Annotated in this window: 21 protein-coding genes; 5 read left to right on the top strand and 16 right to left on the bottom strand. The window is 50.9% G+C overall.

What is annotated here, in order from left to right; genetic code table 11:
• Positions 1-3: 3 nt before the first annotated feature.
• The 3 genes from MID00_RS17515 to MID00_RS17505 all read left to right on the top strand — a co-directional run bounded on the left by MID00_RS17515 (position 4) and on the right by MID00_RS17505 (position 3,035).
• Entirely contained in the window at positions 4-972 is a 969-nt protein-coding gene (locus MID00_RS17515) for an IS5 family transposase (RefSeq protein WP_254499201.1), read from the top strand.
• A 394-nt stretch (positions 973-1,366) separates the two neighbouring features.
• Positions 1,367-2,437, top strand: a complete 1,071-nt coding sequence (locus MID00_RS17510) for a DUF262 domain-containing protein (protein ID WP_254499200.1) — start codon at positions 1,367-1,369, stop codon at positions 2,435-2,437.
• Positions 2,427-3,035: a hypothetical protein gene (locus MID00_RS17505; RefSeq protein ID WP_254499199.1), complete on the top strand. Its 609-nt coding sequence runs from the start codon at positions 2,427-2,429 to the stop codon at positions 3,033-3,035. The genes MID00_RS17510 and MID00_RS17505 overlap by 11 nt, the downstream gene beginning before the upstream one ends.
• A gap of 44 nt (positions 3,036-3,079) precedes the next feature.
• Here the strand turns inward: MID00_RS17505 and MID00_RS17500 are convergent, their stop codons facing one another.
• The 16 genes from MID00_RS17500 to MID00_RS17425 form a co-directional block, all read right to left on the bottom strand.
• The gene (locus MID00_RS17500) at positions 3,080-5,083 is read right to left on the bottom strand and encodes a DEAD/DEAH box helicase (protein ID WP_254499198.1); all 2,004 of its coding nucleotides are present in this window, start codon (positions 5,081-5,083) and stop codon (positions 3,080-3,082) included.
• Between the two features lie 52 nt (positions 5,084-5,135).
• The gene (locus MID00_RS17495) at positions 5,136-5,573 is read right to left on the bottom strand and encodes a single-stranded DNA-binding protein (protein WP_086060003.1); all 438 of its coding nucleotides are present in this window, start codon (positions 5,571-5,573) and stop codon (positions 5,136-5,138) included.
• A 66-nt stretch (positions 5,574-5,639) separates the two neighbouring features.
• Positions 5,640-6,134 (bottom strand): hypothetical protein, encoded by a 495-nt coding sequence (locus tag MID00_RS17490; RefSeq protein WP_045929872.1) that lies wholly within the window; start codon positions 6,132-6,134, stop codon positions 5,640-5,642.
• 31 nt (positions 6,135-6,165) lie between these two features.
• A complete protein-coding gene (locus MID00_RS17485) occupies positions 6,166-7,284 on the bottom strand; it encodes a PFL_4669 family integrating conjugative element protein (protein WP_226348712.1) in 1,119 nt (372 codons plus the stop codon).
• Positions 7,285-7,331: 47 nt separating this feature from the next.
• Positions 7,332-7,721, bottom strand: coding sequence for a hypothetical protein (locus MID00_RS17480; RefSeq protein ID WP_051316415.1), 390 nt, complete (start codon positions 7,719-7,721; stop codon positions 7,332-7,334).
• Positions 7,722-7,869: 148 nt separating this feature from the next.
• Positions 7,870-9,504 carry a hypothetical protein gene (locus MID00_RS17475; RefSeq protein WP_254499197.1) on the bottom strand — a complete coding sequence of 545 codons (1,635 nt, stop codon included), beginning with the start codon at positions 9,502-9,504 and terminating at the stop codon, positions 7,870-7,872.
• A gap of 7 nt (positions 9,505-9,511) precedes the next feature.
• Positions 9,512-10,108: a hypothetical protein gene (locus tag MID00_RS17470; protein ID WP_254499196.1), complete on the bottom strand. Its 597-nt coding sequence runs from the start codon at positions 10,106-10,108 to the stop codon at positions 9,512-9,514.
• A gap of 6 nt (positions 10,109-10,114) precedes the next feature.
• Positions 10,115-10,720: an STY4526/YPO1902 family pathogenicity island replication protein gene (locus MID00_RS17465; protein WP_026484871.1), complete on the bottom strand. Its 606-nt coding sequence runs from the start codon at positions 10,718-10,720 to the stop codon at positions 10,115-10,117.
• Positions 10,717-12,501 (bottom strand): ParB family protein, encoded by a 1,785-nt coding sequence (locus MID00_RS17460; RefSeq protein ID WP_254499195.1) that lies wholly within the window; start codon positions 12,499-12,501, stop codon positions 10,717-10,719. The genes MID00_RS17465 and MID00_RS17460 overlap by 4 nt, the downstream gene beginning before the upstream one ends.
• Positions 12,502-12,509: 8 nt before the next feature.
• A complete protein-coding gene (locus MID00_RS17455; RefSeq protein ID WP_131070579.1) occupies positions 12,510-13,454 on the bottom strand; it encodes a ParA family protein in 945 nt (314 codons plus the stop codon).
• A gap of 157 nt (positions 13,455-13,611) precedes the next feature.
• Entirely contained in the window at positions 13,612-14,373 is a 762-nt protein-coding gene (locus tag MID00_RS17450; protein ID WP_009454084.1) for a glucose 1-dehydrogenase, read from the bottom strand.
• A 137-nt stretch (positions 14,374-14,510) separates the two neighbouring features.
• Positions 14,511-15,173: a hypothetical protein gene (locus MID00_RS17445; RefSeq protein WP_009454085.1), complete on the bottom strand. Its 663-nt coding sequence runs from the start codon at positions 15,171-15,173 to the stop codon at positions 14,511-14,513.
• Positions 15,174-15,656: 483 nt separating this feature from the next.
• Complete coding sequence (locus MID00_RS17440) at positions 15,657-16,118, bottom strand: GNAT family N-acetyltransferase (RefSeq protein WP_009454086.1); 462 nt, start codon at positions 16,116-16,118, stop codon at positions 15,657-15,659.
• Between the two features lie 82 nt (positions 16,119-16,200).
• Positions 16,201-17,322 carry a tyrosine recombinase XerC gene (xerC, locus tag MID00_RS17435; protein WP_254499194.1) on the bottom strand — a complete coding sequence of 374 codons (1,122 nt, stop codon included), beginning with the start codon at positions 17,320-17,322 and terminating at the stop codon, positions 16,201-16,203.
• A 73-nt stretch (positions 17,323-17,395) separates the two neighbouring features.
• Positions 17,396-17,908: a ClbS/DfsB family four-helix bundle protein gene (locus tag MID00_RS17430; protein WP_009454089.1), complete on the bottom strand. Its 513-nt coding sequence runs from the start codon at positions 17,906-17,908 to the stop codon at positions 17,396-17,398.
• A gap of 74 nt (positions 17,909-17,982) precedes the next feature.
• The gene (locus MID00_RS17425; RefSeq protein ID WP_009454091.1) at positions 17,983-18,567 is read right to left on the bottom strand and encodes a hypothetical protein; all 585 of its coding nucleotides are present in this window, start codon (positions 18,565-18,567) and stop codon (positions 17,983-17,985) included.
• Between the two features lie 214 nt (positions 18,568-18,781).
• Here MID00_RS17425 and MID00_RS17420 point away from each other — a divergent pair, with 214 nt between their 5' ends.
• Entirely contained in the window at positions 18,782-19,351 is a 570-nt protein-coding gene (locus MID00_RS17420; protein ID WP_254499193.1) for a cytochrome b, read from the top strand.
• Entirely contained in the window at positions 19,348-19,911 is a 564-nt protein-coding gene (locus tag MID00_RS17415) for a YceI family protein (RefSeq protein WP_254499192.1), read from the top strand. Before MID00_RS17420 ends, MID00_RS17415 begins: the two co-directional genes overlap by 4 nt.
• Positions 19,912-19,914: the final 3 nt, after the last annotated feature.

Below are 19,914 nucleotides of genomic sequence, written 5' to 3'. Positions count from 1 at the left end.
ATCATGAGCCAACTGAGTTTTTCTGAAGCGGAATTTGCCGGTAAGCGCAAGCAGACACGCCGTGAGAAGTTCTTGAACGAGATGGATCGCACGGTGCCGTGGGATTACCTGGCCGGTGAGATTGCCAAGCACTACCCGCAAGAAGGCAAGGTGGGTCGCCAGCCGTATCCCATTGAGACGATGCTGCGGATTCACTTCATGCAGCAATGGTTCAACCTGAGCGACCCGGCGATGGAAGAGGCGTTGTACGACAGTTTTTCGATGCGCCAGTTCGCCAAGCTGCCCGGTGGTCGTGCGCCGGACGAGGCGACGATTCTGAACTTTCGTCACCTGCTTGAGAAGCACAACATTGCCGAAGAAATGTTCGAAGGCGTGAACCTGCTGCTGCAAGACTATGGGCTGATGGTGCGCCGGGGAACGATTGTGGACGCGACGATCATCGATGCGCCCAGCTCGACGAAGAACGCCCAGGGCGCGCGGGACCCCGAGATGCACCAGACCAAGAAAGGCAATAACTATTTCTTCGGCATGAAGGCGCACATTGGGGTCGATCTGCATACGGGCCTGGTGCATTCGATGGTAGGTACCGCGGCCAACGTGGCGGATGTGACGCAGGTCGATGGGCTGCTGCACGGTGAGGAAGAACTGGTCTTGGGTGATGCGGGCTATCAAGGTGTGGGCAAGCGCGAAGAGCACCAGGGGCGCGATGTGCAGTGGCATATTGCGTTGCGCCCGAGCCTGCGCAAGAGATTGAGCAAGACGGTGCAATCGTTGCAAGACGCCTATGAATACACCAAGGCCAGCCTGCGGGCCAAGGTGGAGCATCCGTTTCGGGTGATCAAACGGCAGTTCGGCTACACGAAGGTGAGGTATAGGGGGCTGGCGAAAAACACCGCGCAGTTGCTGACGCTGTTCACGTTGAGCAATCTGTGGATGGCGCGACGACATTTGATGGCAGAGGTGCGCCCATAGGACATCAAAAGGCCCGGAAAAGGGCTATTCTGAGCGAAAACACAACGGAAAATCGGGATTTTGGACGTTTTTTTCTGATTTTCTGAAATCAGGCGACAACCAGTGGGGAATTTGGGTCGGCTGGCTGATTGATCAGACCGTCCCTAAGTTTGAACATACGCTGATCCGCCGGAGCAAGTAACTAATCGACATATTCCCTACCACATAACCCAATCCAGTACAAATTGCTATTATGGCCGTGCCAGCAAAAAATGGGCAATCTCGAGACCTCCGCCACGCTTAATGATCTACCAGTAAGCCAAAAAATTGTGCATAATTAGCCATTTCGGCATAGATCAAAAAAATAATTAAAAGTTTGTTTTCAAGTATCTAAATTAAAATTACGGACCCATATATGTCTAGCATACCCCAAACCTATACAATATCAGACTTTATTGAATGGAACTCAAAGAAACAATTGAATTTATCTCCGGAGTTTCAACGCGGCTCAGTCTGGTCTGTTAATGCCAAAGTATTCTTAATTGATTCAATTATGAATGACTTGCCTATACCTCAAGTTTTCTTTCGGACGAAAATAAATGCGTCAACCCAAACCATGACAAGGGAAGTTGTGGATGGTCAACAGCGTCTTAGAGCAATAATTGAGTTCGCGTCTGGCAAGCTTAAACTTACGAGCAAGTCACCTAAATTTAAAGGATTGACATATTCTGATTTGGAACTTTCAGACCAAGAGGCATTCCTATCATACAAAATACCATGCGTCCAATTAATAAACTCAGACAATGCCATGGTATTGGAAATATTTGCCAGACTAAACTCTTACAGTGTCAAGGTCACCCCATCAGAGCTTCGACATGCCGAATATATTGAACCTGTGAAATGGGCAATTTATGATGCAGCTCGAGATTGGAAATATCTTTGGAATGAATTGAAAATTGTATCAGTAAGAGAGAGCGTTAGAATGAAAAACGTCTCTCTTATGGCCGAATTTTTCATGACATTAGATCTTGGATTTGGTGATGGAGGAGAAGCAACAATAACTAAATTCTATAAAAACAAAAAAACAGAGCCAGAGTCATATTTTTTACCAATTAGAAAAAAGGTAGATGATGTTCTGGAAGTGATAATTGACAAGCTAGAAGAGGATTTTGCAGATACTCCATTTTTTGATGGCCCTAATTTTCTTGTCCTATTTGCCGCTGTAGCTTATCTATTATATGGCTTCCCAGATAACCGAGTGACAGCAGACGTGAAAGAGCATAAGGGGAAAGGAGTCAATTGGAAAAATGCTATTGATGTACTAGCAGAGCTATCTCAAGAACTTGAGTCAGGTAATAATGATGAAGACGCTGATGTTCGACATGCTGAATTTATTAGCGCAAGCAAAAGCACTACGCATCGCGTGTCCTCCAGAAAACCAAGATTTGAATACTTAGTTAAAGAATTTAGCAATCATGTTTCTTAATCGACATTATGCCCGATTAGAGCAAAGGCTTTCTCATATTGAAGGTGAAATTGACGAATTGTCTGCCAAGCCAGCACTGACAAAACGAGAAAAATCACTCCTGGAAAAAAATCTTATGCAACTTCAGATTGAATGGGAGCATTTTATCAGGAGGCTTATCTTAGACAGTGCCACTGGACAATTTCAGGGAATTAACGGAACAGTGGTCTCTGGATTACCCAATCCTCCAAAAACGAGAGAGCAAGCGCTCTATACACTTCTATCTACTTTTAGGAACAATAATAACAATCGTGAGCCTGAATGGAGCCATTCAAACAAAGCTATTGATGCTGCCACGAGATTGAAATTATCGAACCTAACTGAAATCACAAACTACCTTGGAGTCACTCCATGGCCTTTGGATGAAATGAGATACTTGAGAAACTATATCGCGCATCAGTCAAAAAACTCAGCCGTTACAGTAAGACAACATTTAATGTCGAATCCTGCAGGAAAAATTTCCGTAGCTGAAATAGCTTTTGATTACACCTTATCCGGGATTCAAAGATACAAGTCTTGGCCTGCATTCATGAAGGTTATTGCCAAACAAATTGTCTAAATCTGGCCATGCTTCTTAAAAAAAACTGTATATATTTATAATAACTATAAAGTCGTGGTTTCAGTTTTCAACCAACGCCCGAGGGCCGCGTTAGTAATTGCGGTCGCCTCATTGGCCTGCGTCTTCGTGACAGCCTCAACCACGTCGATCTCGGTCTCACGTTTACCCTCCAAAATCTTCCACACGGCCTCATCGATCGTGTCGGGTATGAGCGGCACGATAACCATCACATCGCGCTGCTGGCCCAGCCGGTACGCCCTATCCTCGGCTTGGCGCATGAGTGCAGGTGTCCAGGGCATCGATGCAAAGGCCACGTAGTTACCAGCGGTTAGAGTAATACCTACTCCAGCCGCCATCGTAGTGCCGATAAATACCCGGACCTCGGGGTCATCTTGGAATGTGTCGATGGCTCTTTGACGCTTGGTAGCCGAGTCAGCGCCGACCAGGCGTACAGCCTTGATACCGGCGGCCGCAAAGGCGTCATGCATGGCATTGACCGTGCTCATGTACTCGCAAAAGATGATGATCTTGTCTTCGGCCTGTAAGCTCTCAACAGTTTCTATCAGGAACGGTGTTTTAAGCGTTTCAAGACACTGGCGCAGCTTAGTGATCTTAGGCATGGCCATCAGGCTCATGTCATCGTAAATCTCTTTGTAAGCCGCCAAGCCTTCGCTGGGCGAGATATAGCGAACAGAATGCGTTTTAGCGCCAAGGTCGAGTACATCCTTACGCCTGCGTAGCATCCACCCGCCCAAGGCGCGGGCTAAGGCGGCACGACGTTCTCGCGAACCCGTAAAGGTCTTGCGGAACTCCTTAAGCTCCATACGGCCAAGCGAATGGCCCGTCAGACGCAATAGCGTGTGCAGCTCAATTTCACGATTTAGAAGCGGTGTACCTGTTACCACATAGCGCTTCGGAATACGCGTGGCCATCACAAAGGCATTGCGTGTACGCCCGGATTTATGCTCCTTCAGGTAATGCGCTTCATCAATAGCCATGGCCCCGAACGCCAACCCGACTTCTCGTACCAGGCCACCCAATCTTTCGTAGTTTGCAATGACCCACTGACAGCCGTATAACGTCGAGATTCGATCATCTCCGGCAAAGCCGACTACAGCATCGGGATACACTGCCTGGATCTCGCGTTCCCAGTTGATACGTAAAGAGGCGGGACAGACAATAAGCACTCTACCCTGCCCCGCAGCTAGACGAGCACCTACAACAGTCTGACGTGTCTTCCCCAGGCCCATATCATCGCCCAAGCACGCACCAGTTTGACCGGCTAGGTGACGGACACCGTCGATTTGATAGTCCCGTAAACCTGCGCCCACAGCGATCGCAGCCAGCACTGCTTCATCGATGTCGACCGCGTTGCTTTGCTCCAGGTCGGCAGACAAAAAACCCGCTCCATCCACATCTTGGGCGGGGCCGCTTTCCCCTTGCTCAGGGGTCGCGGCAGGCACCAGGATGGGCGATTCGTCCGCGCTTGGTGATACCAGCTCTTCGAGTACGACGGGCTGCTCATGCACGAACGAAAACTCAGCCGCAACGCCTGCCAGGTCACGAAGCACGTGCTGGATGTGTGCCACACCACCGCGTACTTGCCACGCCGCAGCAGGCTTATGGAATCTCCCCTGTAGCGCACGCATGGCACGCACGCACAGCCCATCGTAAGAAAAGCTGACGGCATGTTGGCCATGGTTGAGCTGGCCTCTGGCCAGCTCAAAAATTTGGACGTCGAGCAGTTGGGTAAAGTAATCAGGCTCGGGGGCCCTTATAGCCGCCTTTAATAGCGCAGCAGCCCCGTCAAAATCCACGTGCTCACGCAGATAGAGCGCCTGCAACCATGCCAGGGCATGATCTGCACTGCCCTGCTCCAATACCCACATCCGCCGTCTTGGGCACCACCATGCTCCAGCTTTGGACAACCGAGCAGCCATTCCTGAAATATTGAACAGTTGTAGCCCAAGCCTGCGCCCATCAAAAACAGCTTGAATAAGTAACTCAGGGGCCTTAAGCGAGATTGGGACAATATTCAACGGCAGCACCTTACTTTCATAACACCTCCATATCTATGAACATTGCCCCCTATCTTGTTAATTACGCTGGAACATCCTCATCCGACGGCACATCTTGATCACGAGCTGCCGCAGGCCGGTTTGCTTGCTTGTAGGTGATCGATTCAATGCGTGTGAGCTGCAGGGCCACATCCTCAGCGACGATCTTGATCACCTGTACCTCGGCATTCGTGGTCTCATCTTTGGCAAAGAAATCCCGCTCCTCACCAATGACCAGCACGCGAGCTCCCTTGCGCAAAAACTGTGCGCACGCCTCGGCCTTGCTGCCGTAGATCTCAACCTCGCGCCAGAAGCCCCCAATCTGCCCAACTTCGCCGGTGGCCTGGTCCACCCCGTAACGCCCAAAGTACACACGCATACTGCACACACTAAACTCTTCGCCCGAATTGTTCTTACGAGGAATACGTTTCAAGGTGGGTGAGTCGCCCAGGTTGCCTTTGCCAATAAACAAGTTCTGCATATCAACTCCTTTCGGTGAATAACAAACGACTTGACCGTATGGTCAGACTGCCCTGCATTAACTGGATCACGTCCCGCTTCGGCTCGGAATTGGCCTAGCAAAAGTGGGCACTTTGCGTTGCTGACTCAGTAACTTCAGTTCACGTACGAGCCCGCGCAATTTGAGGTGTTGCGAGTTGAATTCTTGTGCCTGGGCATTGGCGTGTTCGTACCACTGCCGCAGCACGGTCGGTAAGACCGAATATCTTGCGTGCGCCTCTTCCCATGACAGATGCTTTCTTGTGCCAATCTCACGCCAACGCAGAGCCATATAGCCATCCGCCTTACGACGGTGCTCGGCCAGATACATGGAATAGCCAGCCACTTTCTTTGTGGCAGCACAGAGCGCAACCATGTCTGCTTCAACCTGGTCAACTTGCGTAAGATGGTGGCGCAGCGTCTGGGCGGTGCCCCTACCCGTAAAGGGCTTTGTGTCAATCACGCTCTGACACGTTTCGTTCTCCAAGGTCCCCCTTGCCCACTCAACTACATTGACACGTTGACTTCGAGTCTGCTTTGCCATTCATTTGCCCTTTCTTCACAAAACCCTTTCTTCACACCAAATCAGAATCGGCATCCTGATACTCATTGGCTGCGCGCTGTGCTTCAGCTTCAGCCAGTTGCACACCAACTGACTGCAACAGGTTCCTTTCCTTCTCAGTCAATGTGTACCGGCGTCGAGAGTGTCGTGGTTGCAGCTTGGCGGTGAACACATCGGCAGGCACCATGCCGAATACTTCGCGCACGAACTCCACACGCTGCTTGCCTTCTTCTGAAGCATGTTCCGTAATGAAGTCCAGTCGGGACAGCGCATTAATATCTGGCTGCATGAGCCAACGTGAAAACCTGGCGACTTCATTGAATACGCGACGGATAAAGCGCGTCATTTCCGTGATTGAGCGGCGCATCTGCTGATCGCTTAAGAGCGTCTTGCGGCCCAGGGTCTTTTGCAAACGGATGAAGTAGTCGTAATCAACAATCAAGCGGCTGATGCTGTATCCGTAGGGAGATCGGAACCCCAGCTGCAAAGACTGCGGTTGTGCAGACTTCAGGACGGAATAACTCAACCCTCGTTGCTGCTGGCTAGACAGCAAATTCTCGGCAGCCTTGATCTCCTCTTGCAGCCGCTCATTCACTTCTTCCATGGATTGCTCGTGCCGCAGCAAAGACCAATCGGCATAGGGGTTGTCATTGCCCGTCAACAGCCATAAGCTGCGCAACGAACTGGCGACACGGCGACCACCCACAATGGGCGCCACATCCGAGCCAGGCTCACGGACACGCCCCATAAACAGCCTGAACGCCTCTTTGGTATGCAAGGTCATCAGATCGTCTTCTGAATCGACCAGAGAGCCCAAATCATCCATGGCAAAGAACTCCGCTGGTTTGACGTCAGGATCAGACCCCTTGCGTGTCTGGAACTTGGCCTGCATACGAGCCAATTGATCTTTGCGATCTTCCAGTTCGATATACCGTTCATAAAGAGGATCATCCTCATGCATCGGACCTGCCATATACGCAGCCAGCAAAGCTTCTTCGCCGGTAATCGAATACCCATCGGTGAATGGGGAGTTCTCCTCCGTAGAGAACCCAATAAGAGACTTGGGTGCGGGAATGGCAGCGGGCTTGTCGCCGGACTTGAGTCGTGGCTGCTTATCAGTCGAAGTAGGCATAGGTAGTCACTGAGAAGAGAAAAATGAATGGGTGGTGATGGACATCATCAGATCGTCGAGCCCTTGAAATCTGCCAGCGGGGTTGCGTTGACAGCATCCAGAAACGGGAACGTATTGGCACGAAATCCAGGTAACATGCCGCTCAAAGGGTCTTGATTGAGGAACTCCAACAATGCGTCACTGTTGACTGTGACCAAGGTGCGGTAATTGGGCTGAGGCATGACATTAATAAGTCCCATCGTCTCCAATCGCTCTAAGGCGCGTTGAACTTGACGACGGTTGATTTGACCTAACAATGAGTCCAAAGCCATCTTGGTAGCGGACGTCCGAACTCGGCGCTCATCTCCGTGGTCTTGTAGCAGTACATGAAGAACAAGGGCATCGCTGTATTTCTGTAGTCTATGCAGAAGATGGATAAACAATTGTTCGTTGGTCATTAATACGATCTCCTGAATGTGTTCTGTTAAGTGGCCCAAAACGGGCCACCTCCCACACTGTGTGCGGTGGCCCAAAATGGGCTACCTCCCAACTGTTTGGGATTAGGACAAAATGTCCTACTGAATGAAGTTCTGGTCAGCCAGGTCCTCATGACTGCTTCCTCATGGCTTGCACTTGCTGGCGCAACTGGGCAAAAGCCTCCTCTTTTGTCATTGGAGGCAGAGAAGTCGTTAGGTTTGTATTGAGCGCCTTGATGTGCTCTTGGACGGCGTCCTGCGCATGTCGATTTTGTTCACGCTGGCTCGCGATGCTTTGTGCATACGCCAGATGCACACGCCCCGATTCCAAGCCAACACGCAGCGAATGCAAGTAACCAGGAGGATTTGCGATTTGCTTACCTGGATTGCGCAACTGGCCTTCCAGTTCATCCAGTAAACACTGACGATGTTCGGGTTTAGCTGTGGCCAGCACTTTCCGTACAGCCTCATGCCATTGCTTGCCAAGCACACTGGGTAGGCTGATATCAACCTCGTCGTTTTGAAAATTCAAATCATCACGACGACAACCCGCTATCTCGGCCAGTGCCTTGGACTTATCCCCTGCAGACGCCGTGGTGATGGCGGGTCTTGTAGTTGTTTGAAGAGATATTGTTGTATTGTTGTTTCGCGGTTTGGGCAGCTTAGTTTCGCGTTTTGGGCAAGTTAGTTTTGCGGTTTGGGCATCAAGTTTCGCGTTTTGGGCAGCTGGGCGAGTTGTGAGGTCGCTTGCTTTTGTGAGTTGTCCACAAGCTGCACCAGGACTGACTGAGGCCTGAGCAAAGAGACGTCCAGGATTCATACTGGCAGGGTCACGCAGCGCGTGCTGGAGGGTAGCGTTTGCCCGTGCTGCGCCAGCACTATCCAAATCAAACAGCGGCCTTTGTGACTGTGTGCCAGCTCCAAATAATTTGCTTGATCGTGATGGCGCAGGCTTCTGCCCATTCACAGGGTCAGGTTTGGATGCCGATGTCAGTTTCGTTGTAGCAGCAATGGGTGGCTGATCAGTAGACTCAGACTTGAGGGGGTACTGCTCCTGACCGTGCAATAAAGGGCATAAGGCCAACAAGTTAATGCGTATGCGATTACCTGCCTCCTGGAGTAAACCCATTTGTTTCAGGCGATCACGGGCATTGCGTTGTGTTTTACTGGTCAAGCATAGGGCGTTACGAATCGCCTGTTGAGACAGCGTAAATTCACCTTCGATGCTTCGGCTGTAAGTAAGAACATGCCGTTGCTGAATCAGCAGATACGATAGGTACAAGCCAGAGGCCACATTGCCCGCAATATCCGCCAATGGCCGATAGAAGCTCACATAGCGTTTCAGCAATGGTGCGAGTTGCGCCCAGTTTGCTTTCTGATCAACAACTGAGATCCCCAGGCAAGAAGCGAGACGATCAAGGTTGATACGATAGTGGAGCTTGGCCGGTCTACCAGCCAACTTTTCCTGGATCAGCGAATGTTGAACGAGCAAGAGACGAGCGCTCTCCTGCTCTCGGGTGGTCAATCCCGTTGCTTGCGTACACTGTTTTGCCGTCAGAAAGAACCAGCCATCACGATTTTTATAGTGAACGGCAGTATGCCGAGCCCAATAGAGCGCATGCCCCAAAAACAAAGCAGCTTTGAAATTGCCCAGCGTTTCAGCCAGGTTTGGGTAGTACTGCACGAACCCTTGGCTGGTAAGCAACTGCATAGCCTCATCAATTAGAGACGCCGTTGTTGTATCGGTGTTTAATGCGGCACCCATAGCCATCTCATCCGTATCGCTTGGAAAGAACGGGTTGTGACGACGATGAACCTTGTTGTTGATGAACCTCCTCGAGCGAGTTGGCCAATGAAGCGGACGCTTGGAGAATGGCATCTGCGACAACATTCAGATGCAAGCGGTATTCCGGTACACGACCTGGTCCGGACTGTTCACTTAGCATGCCCAATGAGATCAAATCTCGTCGGCATGTCCGCTGCTGAGAGGCAGTAATCCCTGTGACCTGATGACACTGCGTCGCTGATAGTCGAAACACATAATCATCCTCCTGGAACTCCTCGGGCTTAGCTTGAGCAACCCGTTCCAACACAGACGAAAGCCATAAGCCCGTGATGACATTGCCCGTAATGTCGACATACAGACGATGAAAGCTGATTGGCGTTTGCCCCATCAAATTCAACAGCGCCGCCTGCGCTAGAAAGTCTTCCCTTGGCGCGTCTTTACTGTTTTGAGAGTCACCGACATGAGGAGACGGTAAGGCCCACTCGCCCTGAGCCTGACCGCAGTAATCACGCTCTGACGCAGGGACAGTCGCCGGATGTAACGCAGTTGTAGAAGTACTTGGCATAGTCATAATTTCGTCCATGTGGCTTTATCCTTGCAGCGGTGGCGTCGTCGGCTTTATTTCCAAACCAAGCTCATCATCTTCAGCAAACTCGACAATGGTTTGCTGGAGTACACTGATTCGCAGCTCAGGAAACTGTTGGTGTAAGGCGTAGATTCGGTCTCGGCAGGGTTTATCAGACATCGATTGCTGAATATCGAACCAGGCTCGATGGATGGCATCACGCACAGCGACTGGAGGTAGGGCTGTACGGCCACCGGGCTCCCCTCCCGGTCTGAGCTGTGCGCGCAAGTCCCGATACTCCTCGTGGGACAACTTGAAATACGCACACACCATCCGACGCGAAGCGCCATGAATCACGAAGTATTCGCGTAACTTGGCGTGTTCACGACGCATATCAAGCAGATGTAGCCCCTTGCTGATGACCTGCTCAGACAGTGAAAACCACATTTCCTGTGGTGAGTTGGCCAGATTCGTGATGTCCCGAGTAGTCCGGTAACGCAGATCATCAAGAAACTCGGGGGAGTAGCCTGCACGCAGCAGAGAGTCCATGTGCCCGCCATCGATTTGCTCAATAATGTGGGCCAGTAACATGCGCCGTAGAACAGGACATTGAATAGGAATCTTATTCATGAAATTTCCTCCGTCACATCCGGCATGAACAAGGGCATAAACCCGTCCAGTTGGCGCTCTGGGTAACGAGTACGAACCCGTTCCATTTCTGTGAGCAGACGAGTCACCAACGGCCCCAATTGCTCATGCCGCAATACCAGGCTCACGCTTTGGAGCGAGACATGGTCGAATGCCTCGCCCAGTAACTCCAGCGCTCCTTCCTGAAACTGCTCCTCGCCCTGCTCCCAAAGCTGTTTCCAAGCAATGGTGAAGCCATCGGCTTCGTGTGGAATGAGCTGCGTAAATCGACGATCAAGCTGACCGGTGAGACTGATCAGGATTTTCCAGAGGGCTTTGCGATAAATGACCAATTCTGGCTCCAGCTCAATCCCATCGACATACCCAATACCTTGGGCAGGGAAGTCCAGATAAAAGCCAAAGATGTGATGTGGCTGATCGCTTTTAAAAAGCACATCAGACATATCGATCAGACTTTGAAATTCTCCTAACACCGTAAATATCGGTTGTGGATCAAATCCTTCGCTCTCCCCGCTCATAATCACGCTCTGCGAAACCGATGGGGAGACTGGTAGGAAGGCACCGCCAGAACTGTCGGGCTTACTCATAGGAGCAGGCACACTGGCCAACATTCGACCTAGCGGAGGTTGCGTTGGAGTTTGCTTTATTGACGGTTCAGGAACAGCGGACGATTGGCCTACGGAGGTTGAAACTGTCGCCTCAATCAACGTAAGGGTTTCAACCGCCATACGTGGGTTAGCTTCCAAAGCCTGAGCCATGGCTAATAACTTATCGGGAATCACTTCTAAAGCCGCAGCAACCGCTATGGTGACCTCTTCGAGTAGTTGCTCCACTTGTAAAAGTGCAGGTACATCCCGATCGCTGACCTCTTCCGCACTAGTACGGTTACTCAGTTGACGGGCAGCGGATTGCTGGCTAAGTAACGCGGCATACTTGTGCAGGATTGTTTGTAATGCTGTTTCAGCAATAGGCTGTTGGTTGAATTTGTCAGCTAGTTTTAAAAGCTGTGTTACACGAGGTTTAAGAACCAGATTAACGTCACTAATTTTGAGCCAAGGACCTATTGGAGCTAAATACTCCACAGCGAAAAGGAAGTTTTGCAGCATGCTCATGCCGAAATTCAGGCCACTGGCCTGGCGCAACTCTCGGTTCAATTCTGTAGTCGAAAGTGTTTTGCCCGATTCCTTCTCAAAATGCTCCTTAAACGACAGCACTCCCTGGGCTTTTTCCCAAAACGAAATGTCGCCACGCTGCTCGTTTTCAGCCAGGTGCGCCGCAATAGTCGGAGCATCCCCTTTCCAGACCTTGACGATAACCGTCAGGCGTGCGAAGCGTTGGTCACCCTCTTCGTAAAGCTCTTTCGCAATACGCAGCCGTGTATTTCCTCCACCGTAAACCATATAGCGCGGCTGACCAGGACGCCTAGTAACGCTGATATGGTTCAAGATGCCATTGGCCCGAATCGACGCCTTGATCTCGTCATAGAGTGGGTTAATTTCGGTACGCGGATCAAATTCGTACCGATCAATATCGGTAATCGCCAAATTTGAGATACTGCCATCGACCACATCCATGGGCGTCATAGCTCCCATGGCATTTAGCGGTGGAGGGGTACCCATCAGGGAGCGTTTTGCAATGTCTTGATAGTTCGATTTTTTTGAGGACACGGGACTGGTCTCTCTTGATGTTGAGCTCAACTCAGCGTTCATGCGCAACTGCGCGGCACGCTGACTGGCGGTCAGCAATTCCGGAGTTTTAGACATGGCACGCTCTACGAGTTAGTCGTTAGCGGGCTGTCTGGCTCTTCAGACGTGGAGATAGGGACATGCAATGCCGCTAGCGCGGGAGCTAACTCATTGCGGTGATTGGGAGTGAATTTATTGCTCAGATTGGGGATCAATTCCCATAGCAAACTGTGCATGTGATCGCCTGCCCTGACCGGATCAATCCAGTGAGCCGGGACTTGAGCGGTAGCGGCTTTTTTGTACGCGACCGCTTGTGGAATCTGGGTGGCCAGCACGGTGACACGCCCGCTCATTTCAATGAACTGATTGCGGATTAGGCTGGACATGGTGCGGCTATCGACGGTATTTTCGGTGCGATTTATCACGCACTGAATGGCGGGCACCTTGTAGCCAAGATTGGAGGCAGATTCGTGACGAGCCACCAGTTTAATCGTGCCGTCAACAAACTCACGGGCCGACAGAACATCAGGGGCTACAGGAGCGAGAAGCACATCCGCCGCATTGACGGCGGCGTCTTGTAGGTGGCCCACTGCCCCTTGGGTATCGATGATGCAGACGTCGTACTGAGCACGAATATCCGGGTTACTTAGGGCCATCCGAATACGCACCAGGCGATCAAGCTGATTAGACAACCAGATTTGAAGGGGGCTGTCGTCACGCTGAGTGTCGGAGCACACAATATGCAAGAAACCGCCCTGCACATTCAAACTTGAACGATCACTCTCAAATTCAGCAGGTGGAAATTCGACGTGACTAATGCAGTCCGTGGTGAGTGCTCCCGACATCACCATTTGCGTTAAGCCATGAGGAGCTTGATGAGCCAGTTTGTAATAGCGTGTTAGAGATGGCTGAATATCCGCATCAATTAAAAGAACGCGATATCCGAAATCAGCAAGCAATCCGCCCAAATTGGCAGTTAATGTGGTTTTGCCAACGCCACCTTTAGTGGCAACAGTTGTGAATGTAAGCATTAAAAAACCTCGTTGAAAAACCAACGAAATCTCTGCTTAAATTACTGTATAAAAAACTCTAATTAACAGGCGACTTAACATAAAGCCACATTATGCGATTTTTATAATTATCCAGAACATCGTATTTCAAGGCCCAAAACCTCGTCACCCTCAATGGCTACTTGCCACCGCTCGCATCCAGGAATGTTCCCGTGATAAAGGACGCCTCAGAGCTGGCTAGCCATAAAATTGCACGCGCCACTTCCTCTGCTTGGCCACCACGGCCCATCGGGATGCTGTCCTTTAATCGGTCTACACGGTCTGGCTCGCCGCCACTGGCATGCATCTCGGTATAAATATGCCCAGGCCGAACACAATTAACACGAATCCCTTCTCGGGCCACCTCTTTAGCGAAACCTGTTGTGAAAGTCTCCAGAGCTCCTTTCGAAGCGGCGTAATCCACGTATTCGTTTGGACTGCCAAGCTTGGCCGCTATCGAGGAAACATTGATGACAGAACCGCCTTTCCCACCATAGCGATAAGCCATGCGTTTGGCCGCCTGTTGCGCACAAAGCATGGGACCAATCGTGTTGACCGCAAAAGTGTGTTGTATACGCTCGAAGCTGAGATCTTCCAGACGAGACTGCTGAAACAACACGCCTGCGTTATTCACCAGGACGTCTATCCGCCCAAACCTTTGGTCAATCTGCTCAAACAGCCGGCTTATCTGCTCAGGGTCTGCGCAATCTGCCTTGACAGCAAGAGCTTGCCGACCTGCCACCTCTATTGCACTGCCCACCGCCAAGGCATCTGATTCGCGCGCAACATAGCTAAGGACAACGTTATAGCCCTGTTGTGCAGCCAGGAGCGCCGTTGCCGCTCCTATGCCACGACTCCCGCCGGTAATCAAAATAACTGGATAATCTGACGCCAAACCCATTAGCCTATCTCCAACGTACTGTTTGAAGGCATGATAAGGCGAAAAACCAGGTTGGACGTAAAACCGATGCGCATCGGCTCCGGCCCCCATCCGAAGGTATTGCGTATAAAGGTCGGAGCAATTCCGACCTGTCTGTCTCAAGGCGCCAGGGACAAAGCCTGTCTCGTATTCATGGGAGTATCGGGGTTTGTGATACCAAGCGCCGGATTCAGTACGGGATTACCGACCGGCAAATGACCCTTGAATTTAAAAGACTGCAAATTGGCTAAAGAGATAGCCAGCTTGGCGTTGATAAAGTTGAAGGGAACGATGATTTCCAGTTCCGTGCTCGTATGCGGCCCCCGATAGAGATACCCCTGTAATCCCAGCGTTTCAATCAGCGGTTTGCTCTCAGGGATTTGAACCCCTATGTCGCTCAATGCTTTCCTGACCAGCCTGGCTTTTTCTTTTTGTGGAACATTAGGATCCGCTATTTCGCTGCCAGTAATGTCAACGAACTGGGTTTTCCTGCCCTTGCCGTCAAAATTTTTAACGGTAGACGCTTCAATATAGATCAGGTTGATATAGGCATCGCCCGTACCGTTTCCAGGTAGAGAATCCGGCAGATAACCTTCCGCGGTAGCCCGGTCTTCGGCGATATAAAGCCCTGCCCAATCGTCTTTTTTCCCTTCGGGATAAGATTTTATGATTTCTCGGTGGTTCAGGCTCTTGGCAGTAATACCAGAGGATTTGTAGCCAAGAAATACGCATGTGGGCCCTGGCTGTATGGCAATACTCGTTATTTTCGCTTTAACGGCCATCTCAATATCTCCCTATCAAGGATATCCAATACAATATTAATGACCCCCGATATTTATATTTTTTTTATTATTAATAAAATCAAATAAACACCACAGCAAAGATATATTAACCAGACAAAACCCGTCAACCAATCATGGCGACTAACTAAAATTATTTATTTCATATAATCAGCCAGTTAAGGAACTAACTTTAATCTATCAGCAAGCGTATTAATTTTACCCCTTCACTTTCAGAGAAAAAAATCTTTACAGATTTTTAATCCAGACTCATCTGCAAACAGAGCCGCTTTAGCAGCAAAAAAATGTGATCTGTATTCGATCAATGGAATCGCGTAGCGTTTATCAATAATGCTCTTGCTACATCCAATATTCGACAGAGGGCTTCCAAAAGCACAGAGCACAGAGCACAACATTCAGCCTATGCGGCTTTTTATAGTTATTTTTTGCACCGCGTCAGGGCTGATTACTCAAGAGAAAACCGTCTTACAGAGTTAGCTTGAAACCCTTGTGACTGGCCGTGAAACCCAGTTGCTCATAAAACCGATGAGCATCCGTTCTAGCCCTATCCGAGGTCAGCTGCACAATGCGGCATTGACGCTGACGGCATTGCTCGACCGCCCACTGAATCATCAAACGGCCCAATCCGCAGCCACGCGCCGAGCTGGCGATGCGTACGGACTCAATTTCCCCACGCCAGGCACCTTGATGCGACAAGCCGGGCATATAGCTGATCTGCAAGGTTCCGACCACAGCGCCATTCAGCTCTACAACGGCCAGATACTGGTTTGGATCCGCTTCTATCGCTGCAAAGGCATCCAGATAGGACTGCGCCAGGGGCAGACTGGTATCTTCACGCTCATGGCCCAAAATATCGTCGGCCAACATGGCCACGATCGCTTCCAGATCTGCTGCTACAGCACGACGAAAAACAGGGGTAGACGTCAATTCAAACTCCTCATCAAGAAATAGACGGAATGGACTTGAAATTATGCCTCCTGAAGCTGACCAATCCGTGACTAGCCCTTCATTACGGCTGCGTATTCTCTGTAATTGCTGGCTTATCAGGCGTTCTCTGTGCATCCAACCAAGCCAGCCAGGAAGCTTGCAGGCGCCATGCACTGGCAGCACCGGGAGCGTAGCCCATGATTTCCTCGATTTCTGGCAGAGAAAAACCACGCTCGATCAAACCTGCACCAAAGGTATTACGCAAACGCTGTGGCGTCATCAACAGATCCATCTGCTTGATTCCCCATTTGCTGACGATACGAGCCAGCGTGGCAGGATTCATCTGTGCCTGGGGACGCGCAGCGCTGATCTGACGGCTACCAGGAAAGACCCGGCTATCTTTTACCCAAGCGGAAGCATCTTCGGCTCCGCTAAAGATCAACCAGCTACGCAAAATGCCTTCGCACCAGACAGGCACAACAACGTCGCGTTTTGCCGCGCCAGCAAGCCTGAGCAGAAGAGTGCCATCCCGCCAAAGAGCTGTCTCCTCGTGATCTGAGTCGTCTGTTTCTGAAGACTCTGCAGTGCGTTTGGCTACGCCTACCGCGCAAGGGTGCAACTGCCCCAACTCCACCGGGCGCAAGCCTGTGCCCAGCATCACAGCCACAATTGTCATATCTCGATATTCACGCCAACGGGCGGCAATGGTCATATCACTGGCCAACTCCAGGACACGCCATCGATTTTGCAATGCCTTGATGGTGGCAGAGCATTGATCTACAGAAAGAAATTGGGTGGCCTGGTTGTCAGGGGCCTGGCGCCAGCTTTCCTTGAAGGGGTCGTTGATGGCGGGGCCCAGTGCAGGATTTTCGGAGCGTCCATCCTGGCGACATAGTTCTTCATAAGCACGGGCGATTACTTGTTGATAGCGTTCACGCTGCGGGCGGCGCACTTCGTCCAGATTGCTCAAAAAGTCCCGTATATCCACAGGCTTGATCTGGGTGTACTGCTTTTTGTGATCTTGCAGCGCCTGCAAGAAGCGTCGCCACAAGGTGCGATAAACCCGCTGCGTGCTGGGCGCCATGGGTGGGCGTTGATGCTGCAACCACGTGTCAAACAAGGCCTCCGCCGAGATATCGGCGGCCTGCGAGCCCAAAATGGGCAGGTCAAACTGCCCTTCTTCTCTTGTAGACCGTTTTTTCATTGCCTATTTATCTTTTCCGTTAATTGCATTTTTATAATAAAACCTTACGGTGGATTGATGCAACTTCGTCTTATCAGACAATGGAATGTATTTTCTTCCATTTCCGCAGTCGGATCCGAGCATTCGCATAAGGTGAGGCCGTATTGAACTGAATCATGCGCCCTAGAGAATACTTCTTGTACCAAGGCGCTCCATACAGATCACCATCTGTACTTTGCTCGACCAAGGCAACAATACGAGCTTGCGCCTCCTCCAGGCGATTTAATAAGTCCGAGTACGACACATTGGCAAAGTCGGCATAGAACTTCTGTGCCAGACGCCCGAGCTCGTTCCATTTAAAACCGGTTTCAGGGAAATCTACCGGCAAACCTTTGGCCTTGGCCTGGCTCCACTTCAAAACCAGTTCGTTCCATCCGATCAAATAAGCGACCAGATCAGCCACACTCATTTGCGTCCCCTTGGTATGACCTTCCAGGTCTTTTTCACGAGCCCGCGTAATGGGAACAGTAGCCAGATCTGCAGCCAACTTTTGATAATTGCTGCAAATGGCCACTAATAAATCGTGTTTGTTTTGAGGCACAGCCATATGATTGCTCCTCTTGCTCAAGACCGAACCACACCGTACTGCCCCACCTTTTTCATGCAGCCGTGTGGCATCACTTAACGATAAAGGTTCTGATGAACCCAGCCCTTATTGGTCAGAATCATTCGTGCCTGTCCCTCGACTTCCTGGGCCGTCAACGCGCGCAGATCCTCGTAGCTATCCTGAACCGCGCTATCTTTGATCCAGCCTGCCGCATCGGCCAGATGATAGACATAGCTCACCTGACTGACGGTAAACCCGTCTGCGCTGGCCGGTTCGGTGAAGTAGTTGATACGGTCCAGAACCAGGCGGCCCGTACAAAATGCATCATGCTCGCCCTGCGACTGTTCGGAGCTGGAACGACGCAAATAGGTGTCTGCATTGGCATCCAGCTCGTAGCGCGGTGCCTCTTCCTTTCCTACCTGACGCAACAAACCTACCTTGGCCAAGGCAGCCAGACGAGCTCGATCTTCCACAATCAAGGGGGAATCGTGCTCGGCCTGATAGGGATACACACGTCCAGGCACTCCTACACACAAGCCGTCTCGCGTATCCAGATAGCTCTGGATTGCCGTGCTGAAATTTTCCTCATTGGCCTTTTTCGAGTCCTGGCATCCTGCCAACAAACCGGCTACCACGACGACCAACGCTGTTTTCCACATAGAGACTTCCTTGCTTGCGAGCTGAAAAAAGGAGTTTAGCCCGCCCCCACCCCACCCTGAAAGCCTTGTCACACGCTGCAAGAAAATAGTCATCTTGCAAGAGTGCACGACCAATACCCCTCAATATTGCATTACTGCATTGCAAAATCTGGTCTTTTACGATGCTTACAAACAGGTTAAAGTTTCTTGGCTTCGTAAATGAAAGGCATTATCAATGAGTATCACCCCTGTTCCAGTGAATCGCCAACGCTACACCCGAGTCGCACGCATCTTGCATTGGCTGATGGCACTGGCCCTGACCGCACTGGTGACCGTGGGCTACACCATGAAAACCTTGCCCCTGTCCCCTCTGAAACTGCAAGTCTATTCCTGGCATAAGTGGGCCGGCATCTCCTTGCTGGTACTGGTGATCCTGCGCCTGCTCTGGCGTTTGTTCAACCGCCCCCCTGCTCTACCCGCCGACATGTCAAGCTTCAGTCGAGTTCTGGCCCACTGTGGCCATGCTGCTTTGTACTTGTTGATGATCGGCATCCCTTTGACGGGCTGGTTGATGAGCTCAGCCAAAGGCTTCCAGACAGTGTGGTTTGGCGTGATCCCCCTGCCCGACCTGGTTTCCAAAGATAAACCTTTGGGCGAGCTGCTGGTCCAAGTCCACATCTTTTTGAATTACGCCCTGATTGCCATGGTCAGCCTGCATATTCTGGCGGCCTTGAAGCATCAGTTTATAGACCGTGACGGCTTGCTTGGCCGCATCACCTTTACTTTAGGCAAAGCCAAATCATGAAAAAATCTGTCTTCGTGTCCCTGCTGATCGGCTCTCTGGGCCTAGGCGCCAGCCTGTCGGCCAACGCCAAAAACTACCAGGCTCTGGACACCCAAAATAGCGAAATCGGCTTTCAGTATTCCCAGATGGGCGTGAAGCTGGATGGTCAGTTCCGTAAATTTGAAGGCGAACTGAACTTCAACCCCGACGCCCTGGATCAGTCCAAGGTGGTCTTGAAGGTCGCCCTGGATAGCGTTGATACCGGCTCAGAAGAAGCCGATGATGAATTGCAAGACGTGCGCTGGTTCGATATTGACGCGCATCCCCAGGCCGTTTTCAGCTCCAGGAGTTTCCGCGCTGTCAGCGACCAGCAATATGAAGTGCAAGGCACGCTGCAGATCAAAGGCCGTGAGCAACCCGTCACTGTCATGGCGACCATGGCTCCCGAAGGCGACAAAGCCACTTTTAGCGGTGCCTTTGAAATCAAGCGTGGCGATTTTTCTATCGGTGAAGGCTCCTGGTCCAGCTACGACATCGTGGCCAACGAGATCACCGTCAACTTCAAGATTGATGCCAAGTAAGCA

It is taken from the genome of Alcaligenes sp. NLF5-7 (genome assembly GCF_024266725.1).
GTDB lineage: Bacteria > Pseudomonadota > Gammaproteobacteria > Burkholderiales > Burkholderiaceae_B > Alcaligenes > Alcaligenes phenolicus.
This window is presented reverse-complemented; position numbering and strand designations above follow the sequence as displayed.

Coding starts and splice junctions, on each gene's coding strand:
- MID00_RS17515 (WP_254499201.1), top strand. CDS start 4: ATGAGCCAACTGAGTTTTTCTGAAGCGGAATTTGCCGGTAAGCGCAAG.
- MID00_RS17425 (WP_009454091.1), bottom strand. CDS start 18,567: ATGTGGAAAACAGCGTTGGTCGTCGTGGTAGCCGGTTTGTTGGCAGGA.
- MID00_RS17445 (WP_009454085.1), bottom strand. CDS start 15,173: ATGGCCGTTAAAGCGAAAATAACGAGTATTGCCATACAGCCAGGGCCC.
- xerC (WP_254499194.1), bottom strand. CDS start 17,322: ATGAAAAAACGGTCTACAAGAGAAGAAGGGCAGTTTGACCTGCCCATT.
- MID00_RS17470 (WP_254499196.1), bottom strand. CDS start 10,108: ATGGACGAAATTATGACTATGCCAAGTACTTCTACAACTGCGTTACAT.
- MID00_RS17505 (WP_254499199.1), top strand. CDS start 2,427: ATGTTTCTTAATCGACATTATGCCCGATTAGAGCAAAGGCTTTCTCAT.
- MID00_RS17415 (WP_254499192.1), top strand. CDS start 19,348: ATGAAAAAATCTGTCTTCGTGTCCCTGCTGATCGGCTCTCTGGGCCTA.
- MID00_RS17430 (WP_009454089.1), bottom strand. CDS start 17,908: ATGGCTGTGCCTCAAAACAAACACGATTTATTAGTGGCCATTTGCAGC.
- MID00_RS17450 (WP_009454084.1), bottom strand. CDS start 14,373: ATGGGTTTGGCGTCAGATTATCCAGTTATTTTGATTACCGGCGGGAGT.
- MID00_RS17510 (WP_254499200.1), top strand. CDS start 1,367: ATGTCTAGCATACCCCAAACCTATACAATATCAGACTTTATTGAATGG.
- MID00_RS17490 (WP_045929872.1), bottom strand. CDS start 6,134: ATGGCAAAGCAGACTCGAAGTCAACGTGTCAATGTAGTTGAGTGGGCA.
- MID00_RS17475 (WP_254499197.1), bottom strand. CDS start 9,504: ATGGGTGCCGCATTAAACACCGATACAACAACGGCGTCTCTAATTGAT.
- MID00_RS17465 (WP_026484871.1), bottom strand. CDS start 10,720: ATGAATAAGATTCCTATTCAATGTCCTGTTCTACGGCGCATGTTACTG.
- MID00_RS17485 (WP_226348712.1), bottom strand. CDS start 7,284: ATGCCTACTTCGACTGATAAGCAGCCACGACTCAAGTCCGGCGACAAG.
- MID00_RS17480 (WP_051316415.1), bottom strand. CDS start 7,721: ATGACCAACGAACAATTGTTTATCCATCTTCTGCATAGACTACAGAAA.
- MID00_RS17455 (WP_131070579.1), bottom strand. CDS start 13,454: ATGCTTACATTCACAACTGTTGCCACTAAAGGTGGCGTTGGCAAAACC.
- MID00_RS17460 (WP_254499195.1), bottom strand. CDS start 12,501: ATGTCTAAAACTCCGGAATTGCTGACCGCCAGTCAGCGTGCCGCGCAG.
- MID00_RS17495 (WP_086060003.1), bottom strand. CDS start 5,573: ATGCAGAACTTGTTTATTGGCAAAGGCAACCTGGGCGACTCACCCACC.
- MID00_RS17420 (WP_254499193.1), top strand. CDS start 18,782: ATGAGTATCACCCCTGTTCCAGTGAATCGCCAACGCTACACCCGAGTC.